10 protein-coding genes are annotated in these 11,800 nt (G+C 71.5%); 6 read left to right on the plus strand and 4 right to left on the minus strand.

Features of this window, described 5'->3' with window-relative positions:
- The first annotated feature begins 80 nt into the window (after window positions 1-80).
- The 3 genes from OG214_RS30375 (at window position 81) to OG214_RS30385 (ending at window position 5,614) form a co-directional block, all read left to right on the plus strand.
- Window positions 81-3,536, plus strand: coding sequence for a DNA polymerase III subunit alpha (locus tag OG214_RS30375; RefSeq protein ID WP_405986530.1), 3,456 nt, complete (start codon window positions 81-83; stop codon window positions 3,534-3,536).
- Window positions 3,533-4,534, plus strand: coding sequence for a DNA polymerase thumb domain-containing protein (locus OG214_RS30380; protein WP_405986531.1), 1,002 nt, complete (start codon window positions 3,533-3,535; stop codon window positions 4,532-4,534). The genes OG214_RS30375 and OG214_RS30380 overlap by 4 nt, the downstream gene beginning before the upstream one ends.
- Before the next feature lie 171 nt (window positions 4,535-4,705).
- Complete coding sequence (locus tag OG214_RS30385) at window positions 4,706-5,614, plus strand: esterase/lipase family protein (RefSeq protein ID WP_405986532.1); 909 nt, start codon at window positions 4,706-4,708, stop codon at window positions 5,612-5,614.
- A gap of 61 nt (window positions 5,615-5,675) precedes the next feature.
- Here the strand turns inward: OG214_RS30385 and OG214_RS30390 are convergent, their stop codons facing one another.
- The 3 genes from OG214_RS30390 to OG214_RS30400 form a co-directional block, all read right to left on the minus strand.
- The gene (locus OG214_RS30390; protein ID WP_405986533.1) at window positions 5,676-6,770 is read right to left on the minus strand and encodes a lytic polysaccharide monooxygenase; all 1,095 of its coding nucleotides are present in this window, start codon (window positions 6,768-6,770) and stop codon (window positions 5,676-5,678) included.
- A gap of 268 nt (window positions 6,771-7,038) precedes the next feature.
- Entirely contained in the window at window positions 7,039-7,425 is a 387-nt protein-coding gene (locus OG214_RS30395; RefSeq protein WP_405986534.1) for a hypothetical protein, read from the minus strand.
- A gap of 11 nt (window positions 7,426-7,436) precedes the next feature.
- Complete coding sequence (locus tag OG214_RS30400) at window positions 7,437-8,255, minus strand: GAF domain-containing protein (RefSeq protein WP_363079318.1); 819 nt, start codon at window positions 8,253-8,255, stop codon at window positions 7,437-7,439.
- 282 nt (window positions 8,256-8,537) lie between these two features.
- Here OG214_RS30400 and OG214_RS30405 point away from each other — a divergent pair, with 282 nt between their 5' ends.
- On the plus strand, window positions 8,538-9,386 hold the full coding sequence (locus OG214_RS30405; RefSeq protein WP_405986535.1) for a putative protein N(5)-glutamine methyltransferase: 849 nt from the start codon (window positions 8,538-8,540) through the stop codon (window positions 9,384-9,386).
- On the opposite strand, the gene OG214_RS30410 is transcribed toward OG214_RS30405, so the two are convergent.
- Complete coding sequence (locus tag OG214_RS30410) at window positions 9,368-10,021, minus strand: response regulator (protein WP_405987661.1); 654 nt, start codon at window positions 10,019-10,021, stop codon at window positions 9,368-9,370. The two genes, OG214_RS30405 and OG214_RS30410, sit on opposite strands and share 19 nt — an antisense overlap.
- Window positions 10,022-10,175: 154 nt before the next feature.
- Between OG214_RS30410 and OG214_RS30415 the strand changes: the two genes are divergently transcribed.
- Entirely contained in the window at window positions 10,176-11,159 is a 984-nt protein-coding gene (locus OG214_RS30415) for a tripartite tricarboxylate transporter substrate-binding protein (RefSeq protein ID WP_363079316.1), read from the plus strand.
- Window positions 11,160-11,317: 158 nt separating this feature from the next.
- Window positions 11,318-11,800, plus strand: a complete 483-nt coding sequence (locus OG214_RS30420; RefSeq protein WP_363079351.1) for a tripartite tricarboxylate transporter TctB family protein — start codon at window positions 11,318-11,320, stop codon at window positions 11,798-11,800.

The raw sequence follows: 11,800 nt of genomic DNA on the forward strand, positions 1-11,800 counted from the left end.
GGGGTTAGAGTAATCGAACTATTGTGCTAGGGATGTATCGGGCAAATGGCTGAAATAGGGTGGAGTGATGGAGGTGCGGCATGGCGGGCTACGCCCATCTGCACGTCGCGTCCGGTTACTCCGCCCGCTACGGCGCCGCCCATCCCGAACAACTCGTTCGACGGGCGGCCGAGCGGGGCATGCCGGCGCTCGCGCTCACCGACCGGGACACCGTCACGGGTGCCGTGCGGTTCGCACGGGCCTGCGCGGAGACCGGGGTCCGGCCCGTCTTCGGGGTCGATCTGGCGGTGGAGGCCCTTGTGCCGCCTCCCCCGGCGCGGCGCCGCCGTACCCCGGCGCGCGGCGGCGCACATGTCGTCGAGCCGCCTCTGCGGTTCACGCTGCTCGCGCGGGACCGGGCCGGATGGGCACGGCTGTGCCGCATCACCTCGGCCGCGCACGCCGGTACCGCGTCCGGCGCGGCACCCGTGGTGGTGTCCTGGGAGGCACTGCGCGAGTACGGCGGCGCCGGCCTGATCGTGCTGCTCGGACCGCTCTCCGAGCCGGTGCGGGCGCTGGCGGCGGGCCGGGAGGACCTCGCGGTGAAGCTGCTGGCGCCATGGCGGGAGATCTTCGGGAGCGGGGTCCGGCTGGAGACCGTCGGGCACGGGCGGTCCGGCACCGGGCCGGGGTCGCTGCGGCTGGCCGCCAGGACCCTGGCGCTGGCCGACCGTACCCGTACCACCGCCGTGCTCTCCAACGCCGTCCGCTACGCCGACCCGGACCAGCACCGGCTCGCCGACGTCCTGGACGCCGCGCGGCTGCTGCGGCCCGTCGACCGGCGCGGTCTGGACAGCGGGGAGCGCTGGCTCAAGGACGAGGAGGCGATGGCCGGCATCGCGCGGCGGATCGCGGAATGCGCCGGAGCGGATGCCCGGCGGGCGGACCGGCTGCTGGCGGACACCGCCGCCACGGCGGCCGCGTGCGCCGTCGATCCCGCGGCGGACCTCGGTCTGGGCACGCCGCACTTCCCGGAACCGGTGGTGCTCGGCGCCGGGCCCGGCGCGGGCGGCTCGGCACGGCTGCTGCGCCGGCGGTGCGAGGCCGGCCTGGTCCGGCGGGGCCTGGACCGCGACCCCGCCGCACTCGGCCGGCTGGACGAAGAGCTCGCCGTGATCTCCCGGCTGAACTACGACTCGTACTTCCTCGCGGTCGGCCAGGTCGTGAGCGACATCCGGGAGATGGGCATCCGGGTCGCGGCCCGCGGTTCGGGCGCGGGATCGATGGTCTGCCACGCGCTGGGCATCGCCACGGCCAACCCTCTTGACCACCGCTTGCTGTTCGAACGCTTTCTGAGCGTGCGACGGAGGCAGCTTCCGGACATCGACATCGATGTGGAGTCCGCCAGGAGACTGGAGTGCTACGACGCGATCCTCGCCCGGTTCGGTGCCGAGCGGGTGGCGGTCATCGCCATGCCCGAGACCTACCGGGCCCGCCGGGCCCTGCGCGACACCGGTCTCGCGCTGGGGATCGCACCGGCGGACATCGACCGGATCGCCAAGAGCTTCCCGCATCTGCGGGCATCGGACATCACCGGTGCGCTCGCCGAACTTCCCGAGCTGCGGCCACTGGCGGCCGAAGCGGAACGGTACGGGCCGCTGTGGGAGCTCGCCGAGGGCCTCGACTCGCTCGTCCACGGCATGGCCATGCATCCCTGCGGAGTGATCATCAGCGACGCGACACTCCTGGACCGGCTGCCGGTGCAGCCCACACCCCAGGGCGACTACCCGATGGCGATGGCCGCCAAGGAGGAGGTGGAGGCCCTGGGCAACATCAAACTGGACGTCCTGGGGGTACGGATGCAGTCCGCGATGGCCCACGCCGTCACGGAGATCGAGCGGGTGACCGGCGACCGTATCGATCTGGACGACCCGCGGCAGGTGCCGCTCGACGACGTCTTCGCCTTCAAGATCATCCAGGAGAGCCAGACCATAGGGCTGTTCCAGCTCGAATCGCCAGGCCAGCAGGATCTTCTGTCGCGGCTGCGGCCCCGCGACCCGCAGGACGTCATCGCCGACATCAGTCTCTTCCGTCCGGGCCCGGTCGCCGGGGGAATGCCCGAGCGGTACATCGCCGCACGTCATGGCGGTACCCCGGACTACGCCCACCCCGACCTCGAACCGGTGCTCGCCGACACCTACGGCGTGACCATCTGGCACGAGCAGGTCATCGAGACGCTGTCGGTGCTGACCGGCTGCGACCGCGCGCTGGCCGAGATCGCCCGGCGGGCGCTCGGTGACAAGGACCGGCTGCCCAGGATCGAGGACTGGTTCCACCGGGAGGCACGCGCTCGCGGCTACGGCGCGGCGGTACGCGAGCGGGTCTGGAAGACGGTCGAGGCCTTCGGCGCCTACGGCTTCTGCCGGGCGCACGCGGTCGCCTTCGCCGTACCGGCCCTGCAGAGCGCCTGGCTCAAGGCGCACCACCCGGCCTTTCTGCTGGCCGGTCTGCTTGAGCACGACCCCGGGATGTGGCCCAAGCGCGTCATCGTCGCCGATGCCCGCCGGCGCGGTGTCCCGCTCCTGCCCGTCGACGTCAACCACTCCACGACGGAGCACACCGTGGAGCGGACCGACGGGGAGCGATGGGGGGTACGGCTCGCGCTGTCGGCGGTGCACGGCATCAGCGAGGAGGAGTGCGCGCGGATCGCCGCCGGGCAGCCGTACGGATCGCTGCCGGACTTCTGGCAGCGGGCCAGACCCAGCCGGCCGACCGCCGAGCGGCTCGCCGGGATCGGGGCGCTGCGGGAGCTGCACGACGGGCGGTCGAGCCGGCGGGATCTGCTGCTCCGGATCGACGAGCTGCACCGGCAGTCCCGTACCCGGAACGCCGGCGAGGGGCAACTGCCGCTCACCGCCGAGGCGATCGGCGCGGAGGAGCCGGCGGGGCTGCCGGAGATGACCGGGCGGGAGGTGCTCGGCGCGGAGCTGCACACCCTCGGGATCGATGTCTCCCGGCATCTCATGGACTACCACCACCGGCTGCTGCGGGAGATCGGCGCGACCGACGCGGCGCACCTCGCGGGGCTGCGGGAGGGGCGGCAGGTGCTGGTCGCGGGGGTGCGGTCGGCCACCCAGACACCGCCGATCGTGTCGGGCAAGCGCGTCATCTTCGTCACCCTGGAGGACGGCTCCGGCCTGGTCGACCTGGCGTTCTTCGAGGACTCCCACCCCGCCTGCGCGTACACCGTCTTCCACAGCGGGCTGCTGCTGGTCCGCGGCACCGTACAGGTGCGCGGCACCCGGCGTACGGTCGTCGGCACCATGGCCTGGGATCTGGACCGGATCGCCGCCGCCCGCCGTGATCACGGTCCGGAAGCCGCTCTCGCCCTGCTCGGGGCCGACCGTCCGCAACCGACCCCCGCGCAGCCGGGGCGCACCCTGTCCAACGGTACGACGGGCGCACGGCTGCATCCGTACGCCGACCTCCAGCCGGCCGGCACCCGCTCCGCCGACCTGAAGAAGTTCGGCCACCGCAGCCCCGGGAGCGCGGGATGACCACGCGCCGACGGCATGTCGCCCATCTGTATCTGCACGCCGTACCGGACGAAGGACGGTACGCGGACGCGATCGACCTCCTGACCGGTCTCACCCCCCATGTCCAGGCGGTGCCGCCCGATGCCGTCCAGCTCGACCTGACCTCCGCGCTCAGATACTTCGGCCTGTCTCCCTACGACCTGGTCCAGCGGGCGCAGTTGCGGCTGATGGGCCTGTACGGCATCGAGAGCAGCGCGGGGCTCGCGGGCAACCGCATGGTGGCCGCGATGGCGGCCGACGAGTCCGCGCCGGGACACACCACATGGGTCCCCGCCGGACAGACCGCCGACTGGCTGCGCCCCCGGCCGGTCGTCGCACTGCCCGGGATCGGCCGTACGACAGCAGCCGTGCTCGGTAAATACGGTCTGCACACCATCGGCCAGGTCGCCGACACACCCGCGGCGACCCTGCAACGCCTGCTCGGCGCCGGCCCGGCCAGATCGCTCGCCGAGCGCGCCCGCGGCCACGATCCCCGTCCGGTCGCACCGCTGGAACCGGCGGCTCATGTGGCCGCCGATCTCGTGCTCGACCGGGACTGTCTCGATCCGGTCCGGCACCACCGGGCCGTCCTGGGACTCGCCGACCGGATCGGTCAACGCCTGCGCGGTGAAGGCCAGGCCGCCCGTCGTCTCACTCTGACGGTGCGGTACGCGGACCGCAGCTCCACCACGCGTACATGTCCGTTGACGGAACCCACCAACCACTCGCCCGCCCTCGCCACGGCGGCTCTGGGCCTGCTGACCGGCCTCGGGTTGCAGCGAGCGAGAGTCCGCGCCTTTGTGATCCGGGCCGACGGCCTGTCACCGGCCGGCGCCGCTCACCGCCAGCTCTCCCTGGATCCCGGTGACGACCGCGCCCGCGCGGCCGAAGCCGCCGCGGACCGGGCCCGCCGCCGCTTCGGACCGGAGGCCGTACATCCCGCCACCCTGCTGACGGGGCCTCACCGCGCCCGCCGCTGAAACCGGTGTGAAGCCGGGTCCGCGCTCGTGGGCCTTGGATTTTTACCGACGCGTAACTTCCCTTCCCTGCCTTACCCGTGCGTAACTTGGCTCAGTCCCACCATCTTTGTGGTCCGGGCCACAGGGCTGACAGACATCGCCATTTCCCTTGAGCCGCAAGGAGATCGCACGATGCTGCCCTGGAAACGCGCGCTCGGGCCACTGACCGCGCTGTTGCTGGCCGCCACGTTCCTGGCCACCCCCGCCGTCGCCGCGACCCCGCCCCCCACCGCCGCGACTTCCACCGCTGTCGCCTCTGCTTCCACCGCTGTCTCCGCGTCGAGCAGCGGCTGGAACGACTACTCCTGCAAGCCCTCCGGGGCCCATCCCCGCCCGGTCGTCCTCGTCCACGGCACCTTCGCCAACGCCATCGACAACTGGCTGGGCCTCGCCCCGTACTTGGTGAACCGGGGCTACTGCGTCTTCTCCCTCGACTACGGTCAACTCCCCGGCGTACCGCTGTTCCACGGCCTCGGCCCCATCGACGCCTCGGCCGGACAGCTCGCCGCCTATGTCGACAAGGTGCTCGCGGCCACCGGCGCCGCGAAGGCCGATATCGTCGGCCACTCCCAGGGCGGCATGATGCCGCGCCACTATCTGAAGTTCCTCGGCGGGGCGGCGAAGGTGAACGCCCTGGTCGGTATCGCCCCCGACAACCACGGCACCACCCTGCTCGGACTGACCGGACTGCTCCGGTACTTCCCCGGCGTGGGGGACCTGCTGAACGAGAAGACCCCCGCGCTCGCCGACCAGGTGGCCGGATCCGCCTTCCTCACCAAGCTTAACGCGGGCGGCGACACCGTGCCCGGGGTGCGCTACACCGTGATCGCCACCCGGTACGACGAGGTGGTCACCCCCTACCGGTCACAGTTCCTGAGCGGTCCCGATGTGCGCAATGTGCTGCTCCAGGACCTGTGCCCGGTGGACTTCTCCGAGCATCTGGCGATCGGGCTGATCGACAGGATCGCCTTCCACGAGGTGGCCAACGCCCTTGACCCGGCAGGGGCGACGCCGACCACCTGCGCCTCGGTGATCGGCTGACGCGTCGGGGGTGCCGGCGGCCGAGGGTGCCGACGGTCAAGGATGCCGGCGGCCGAGGATGTCAGCGGCCGTGCCGTGCGGACGGTACGGCCCTGCGCCTGGCCGTGGCGAACAGCAGGGAGGCGCCGATGGCGAGGACCGCCGTGCCACCGATCGCGAGATACGGGGTGACGCCGGAGCCGCCGGTCTCGGCGAGGTTCTGCTGTCCGGCGGCGGGCTGCTCGGCGGCGACGGCCTTCGTCTCGGGGGAGTTGGTGTCGCCGTAGCCCTCGGCGTCGTTGTCGTCGGCGGTGCCGCTGTCGCTGTCGCCATCCTCGGCGTCGGTGGTGCTGGTGTTGTCGGCGGTGTCGGTGTCGGCGGCGGTGTGTGTGCCGGTGTCGGCGGCGGTGTGTGTGCCGGTGTCACCGTGGCCGTTGTGTTCGACGGTGGACTTGTCCGCGCCGTCCGCGATCTCCTCGTCGGTGGGCGCGGAGGCCGTCGGCGCGGGCGCCGCCGGAGTCCCGCCGCCCGCACCGCCGTTGTCCTTGCCGAAGACCACGTCGGAGCAGGTGTAGAAGGCCTCGGGGCTGTCCGAACGCTGCCAGATCGAGTAGATGAGATGGCGGCCGGACTTGTTGGGAACGATCCCGTTGAAGACGTACTCGCCGTTCTCCAGCTTCGGGTCGGTGACCTTCAGGAAGGGCTTCGCCTCCAGATCCGACCACTTCAGCGGCTTGGCCGGGTCGTAGCCGTCCTTGGTGAGATACAGCTCGAAGGAGCCCTTGTGGGGCGCGGTGGCCTTGTAGCGGAAGGTCCTGTTGCCCGCCGTCATCGCGGAGGACGGCCAGTCGCCGCGCGCCAGATCGAGCCCCTTGTACTTGTCCCGGCCCGCGCTGCACAGCTTTCCGTCCGGGATCAACCGCTGGTGGTTCCCGGCGGCGTCCGCGATGTTGACCTCGTTCCAGTCGTAGAACGCCTGCGTACCACTGGCCGCGACCGCCGCCCGGCACGCCGCCGACCGCGGGCTCTCGGGCCCCTCGGCATAACAGGCGGCGACCCGGCTGACCGGATCCGTCAGCGACCCGTGAGCGACGGCCGGAGCGGCGGTGAGCCCGGTCAGCGCGAGCGGGACGAGACCGAGGACGACGATTCCGGCGGCCGTACGGCGAGCGGTCATATGCGGGTTCTCCTTGGGAACGGCGCTGGCGGAACGCGCCGGAGCGGCAGACGACCTCCCCGTCGAACGCCGCCCCGGCGATCAGCAAGCTAGCCCCTGAACACCCCGGAATCGGCTGCTCGGACGGGGTGAGGGTGATCCTTATGCCGCGCTTAAGGTGAGACTAAGAGTGGGCTCAGGAAGACCACCGCTCCCGGCACACCGCGGTGCGCGACCGGCCTCCGTGGGGCACGGCCGGAGCCACGGTCCGAGGCCCGGCCGGACTCCGTCACTCCTCCGAGCGGTATACGCGTCGGGGCCTCGTGCCCCGCAGTTCGCGCACGGCGGTCATGACGAACCGGAGACATACGGCGGCCAGAGCCAGAGGTACGGCGATCCACCAGGTGAGTCCGGTCAGCGCCAGGACGGCCGCGGTGGCGACGGAGGCCACGGTCAGTGTGCCGAACGTCGCCACATTCCAGGGCGCGGCCTCCCTGGCGAGATCCAGCCGGTCGTCCAGGATCCGCGAGGCCTCGTCCTCCAGACGGGCCCGCAGATCCTGGGCGGCCATGAAGGATTCGATCCGCCGCGGGTCGTAACGGGGCTCGGGGTCCGGTTCCGGCCGGCGCCGGCGCCGGAGCAGGGGCCAGCCGACGCGCCGCGGTCGAGGGGGCACAGGCGCGCTCATCACGGCCCGCCCAGGGCGAGCGAGGCGGCGAGCACATTGCCCAGCGTGGTCATCAGATCGACATGCGCGGGGACGAAGTCCTCGTACTCGGGGGCGTCCACGGTCAGTACACCGAACATCCGGCCGTTGGCACGGACCGGCACGGCGATGACGGCCTTGTACTCGGCACCGCCGGGGTTGAGATGACTCACCTTCCCGGGCGTACCGTCGGCCCGGAACGAAGTGCCGCTGGTCAGAAGCAGATTCATATGGGCACCGCCCATGTCGACGGCCGGGATCTTGACGCGCGGAGGCGGCATCCTGCCGTCCCGGTCCTTCAGGTTGAAGTCGCCCGTCGAGGGGTCTCTCTCGTAGTAGGCGCTGCGGGCCCTCGGGAGACCGGACGCGGTGGGATCCGCCGTGAGGACCACGGCGCTTTCCAGTACCGACCGGAGGATCATCGTGCGGTACTGGTCCTCCGCCGGAGAGGGGCCGGCTCCGGCGGGTATGGGGTGGCCCGCCGCGTACGAGGCCACCAGATCGCGGAGCCGCTCGGTGGTCGGGACCAGGACGAGGTTGTAGGCGAGGGCCAGATCCGTGGTGGCCTTCACCGCCAGCCGGTGTGTCTTCTGCCGGGCCATCTCGGCGCGACGGTTCTCGTACGCCGCCACCGCCACGACGGAGAAGGCGACGAGCGTGCCCACGGCGGTCCACCGCCATTTGGCGGCGCCGCTCGCGTCATCGGCGACTATCGACAGGACGAACACCCCGCCCGCCAGTCCGCCGGACAGCAGGAACAGCCCGATCCGTTTTAACGTGTCCCACATTCCCGCGTTCACGCGTGGCTCCCCCCACTTCCGCCACTTCTCTCCCCGATCCTAGCCAGGGCTGCTCTGGGAAGCCGCTCGCGCCCGGCCGCTTGTCGTCGCCCGCCCGGCGGGCCCGGTCGGGCCGGCCCGGACTCGGGTAGGGTGGGCCGTTGTCGTCAGTGAACGGACCTGCCGAAGGAGGCGAGACCCATCACCGCTGTATCAGGTCGGGTGCTCCCCTCCCACGGCCGTGCGGTCCATCGGACATAGGTGACCGCCAGGAGTGCCCATCGGCATTCCGAAAGGCTCCCCATGTCAGCTTCTCCTTCCTCTTCCTCTTCCTCTTCCGCTCCGTCCGACGTCGTCGCCACCGTCGTCGGCAGGCTCCGGGCCGCGGGGTGTGTCTTCGCCGAGGACGAGGCGCGTCTGCTCGTCTCCACCGCGGGAACCACGGCCGGACTCACCGCGATGGTGGACCGCCGGGTCGCCGGTCTGCCCCTTGAGCATGTGCTCGGCTGGGCGGAGTTCAGCGGTCTGCGGATCGCCGTGGACCCCGGGGTGTTCGTGCCGCGCCGCCGTACCGAGTTCCTTGTCCTGGAAGCCGCCGCCCTCGCCCCGCCGCGCGCCGTCGTGGTCGATCTGTGCTGCGGCTCCGGCGCCCTGGGCGCGGCGCTGGCCGCGGCCCTGGAGCGGGCCGAGCTGTACGCCACCGACATCGACCCCGCCGCGGTGCGGTGCGCCCGGCGCAATGTCACCGCCGTCGGCGGCCGGGTGTACGAGGGCGATCTCTACGCCCCGCTGCCGGGCGCGCTGCGGGGCCGGGTGGACGTACTGCTCGCCAATGTGCCGTACGTACCGACCGAGGAGGTCGGACTGCTGCCCCCGGAGGCCCGGATACATGAGGCGCGGGTCGCCCTCGACGGCGGCGCGGACGGCCTCGACGTCCTGCGCCGGGTGACGGCGGCGGCGCCCGGCTGGCTGGCCCCGGGCGGCTCCCTGCTGGTCGAGACGAGCGAACGCCAGGCCCCCCTGGCGGTGGCGGCCTTCACGGAGAGCGGACTGATCCCCCGCGTGGCCCGCTCGGAGGAGCTGTACGCCACGGTGATCACCGGCACTAGACCGGCAGCCGGTACGGGAACAGCTCAGCCCGTCCAGCGGTAGCGGCGCTCCGGGCGGCCCGTGCCGCCGTAACGGAGGGAGATCTCCGCCCGGCCCGTCTCCGCGAAGTACTCCAGATAGCGCCGGGCGCTCACCCGGGACAGCGCCCCCGCGTCCGCGCACTCCGTCGCCGAGAGGCCGTCCTTGTGTTCGCGCAGGATGCCTTCCACCAGATCGGCCGTGTGGGCCGCCAGGCCCTTGGGCAGGGAGCGGCTGCCGGGCGGGCGGGTGCCGAAGATGTGGTCGACGTCCTCCTGGCGTGCCTCGCCCAGGCCCGCCAGGCGGGTGCGCAGCGAGGCGATATGGCGCAACTGCTCCTGGAGCGCGCCCTGGTTGAAGGGCTTGATCAGATAGTGGAGCGCACCCGCGCGCAGCGCCGCGCGGATCACCCCCGCGTCCCGCGCCGCCGTGATGAACAGCGCGTCGACGCTGAGACGGCTTCTGTCCCGCTCCTCGGCCGCCCGTAGTGCGCGCAGTACGGCGATACCGTCCATATCGGGCAGATAGATATCGAGCAGGACAAGATCGGGCCTCAGCCGCTCGGCCGCGCGCAGCGCCTCGGCACCGCTGTGCGCGACTCCGACGACCGTGAAACCGTCCAGCGCGGACACATAGCGGCTGTGCAGTTTCGCGACCATGAAGTCGTCGTCCACCACCAGCACTTTCGTCACGTCGACACGCTAAGCCGCGACCTCAATGACCACAACGTCCGTTGATTCCGGAAGCGAGACAGCTTGTTAACGCACAGGCAACATGTGGCCCACTTCACAAGCTTTCCGAAAGGCGGCAGACGTGCGATTGCGCACCCCTCTGGCCCTGCTCGGGTCGGCGCTACTGGTGCTGGTGGGGCCGCCGTTGCTCTCGTCGGGCACTGGCGCGGACACCGGCACCCAGATTCCCGGCCTGCGGTTCATGGTCCCCAACACCCCCGGCGGCGGTTACGACATCACGGCCCGCACCATGGCCAAGAACGCCGAGGACGGGGAACTCACCCACAACATCGAGGTGTTCAACCTGCCGGGCGCCGGCGGCACCGTCGGTCTCACCCGGCTCGTCGGTGAGCACGGCAACGGCAAGCTCGCCATGTCGATGGGTCTCGGTGTGGTCGGTGCCGTCCACACCAACAAGACGCCCAAGACGCTCGCCGACACCACCCCGATCGCCCGGATCACCGAGGAGTCCGACATCGTCGTCGTCGGCAAGGACTCCCCGTACCGGACCATCGGTGATCTGCTCGAAGCCTGGCGGGCCGACCCCGCCAAGGTGCCCGTCGGCGGCGGCTCCTCGCCCGGCGGACCCGACCATCTCGCCCCCATGCTGATGGCGAAGGCCGCCGGGATCGCGCCGAAGACCGTCAACTACGTCCCGTTCGACGGCGGCGGCGAACTCCTCGCGTCGATCCTCGGCAACAAGGTCGCCTTCGGGGTCTCCGGCCTCGGCGAGTACCTCGACCAGATCAAGGCCGGTGAGCTGCGGCTCCTCGCGGTCACCGGGCCCGAGCGGATACCCGGCCTCGACGCCCCCACCCTCCGTGAGTCCGGTCTCGACACCGACTTCACCAACTGGCGCGGCATCGTGGCGCCGCCCGGCCTCTCCGACGCCGAGCGCGACAAACTGCTCGCTTTCTTCGAATCGCTGCACGGATCGCCCCAGTGGCGGGAGTCCCTGGAGAAGAACGGCTGGGACGACGCCTACCTCCCCGGCGACGAGTTCGGCGAGTTCCTCGCCGAGGAGGACCGGCGCGTCGACTCCGTCCTGAAGGAGCTGGGACTGTGAACACCGAGACCGGCACGTCCGGTACACCCGAAAGCGCCAGCACGCCCGAAGCCGCCGGCACGCCCGAAGCCGCCGGCACGCCCGGAACCGCCGGTGCGGCGGGCACCCCGGGGGCATCGAAAGCCCCACAGGCACCGGCCCCTTCGCGCGGAACATGGCTGCGCGAGCACTCCGAGCTCGGTGTCAGCCTGCTGCTGCTCGTCCTCGGCGTACTCGTCCTCACCGACGCGCTCACCATGGACGTCGACATCACCCAGCGCGGCCCGGTCGGCCCCAGGACCGTCCCGGTCGTCGTCGGTATCGGCCTGCTCGCCGTCGCCGTACTGCTCACCCTCGACATCCTGCGCGGCGGCCGGGGCGAGGCGGAGGGCGGCGAGGACATCGATCTGAGCGAGCCCGCCGACTGGCGGACCGTACTGCTCCTCGCCGGGGTCTTCCTCGCGAACGCCGTACTCATCGGACCGCTCGGCTTCCCCGTCTCCGGCGCCCTGCTCTTCTGGGGCTCGGCGTACGCGCTCGGCAGCCGCCACTACGACCGTGACCCGCTGATCGCCGCGGGCCTCTCGCTCGTCACCTACTTCGTCTTCGACAACCTGCTCGGTGTCCCCCTCCCCGGTGGCCCGCTGATGGGGGTGCTGTAA

The organism is Streptomyces sp. NBC_00872, from assembly GCF_045161915.1.
Classification (GTDB): Bacteria; Actinomycetota; Actinomycetes; order Streptomycetales; family Streptomycetaceae; genus Streptomyces.

What these genes read in the sequence shown, in the direction of transcription:
- OG214_RS30375 (WP_405986530.1), top strand. Translation starts at nt 81, where the DNA reads ATGGCGGGCTACGCCCATCTGCACGTCGCGTCCGGTTACTCCGCCCGC.
- OG214_RS30380 (WP_405986531.1), top strand. Translation starts at nt 3,533, where the DNA reads ATGACCACGCGCCGACGGCATGTCGCCCATCTGTATCTGCACGCCGTA.
- OG214_RS30385 (WP_405986532.1), top strand. Translation starts at nt 4,706, where the DNA reads ATGCTGCCCTGGAAACGCGCGCTCGGGCCACTGACCGCGCTGTTGCTG.
- OG214_RS30390 (WP_405986533.1), bottom strand. Translation starts at nt 6,770, where the DNA reads ATGACCGCTCGCCGTACGGCCGCCGGAATCGTCGTCCTCGGTCTCGTC.
- OG214_RS30405 (WP_405986535.1), top strand. Translation starts at nt 8,538, where the DNA reads ATGTCAGCTTCTCCTTCCTCTTCCTCTTCCTCTTCCGCTCCGTCCGAC.
- OG214_RS30410 (WP_405987661.1), bottom strand. Translation starts at nt 10,021, where the DNA reads ATGGTCGCGAAACTGCACAGCCGCTATGTGTCCGCGCTGGACGGTTTC.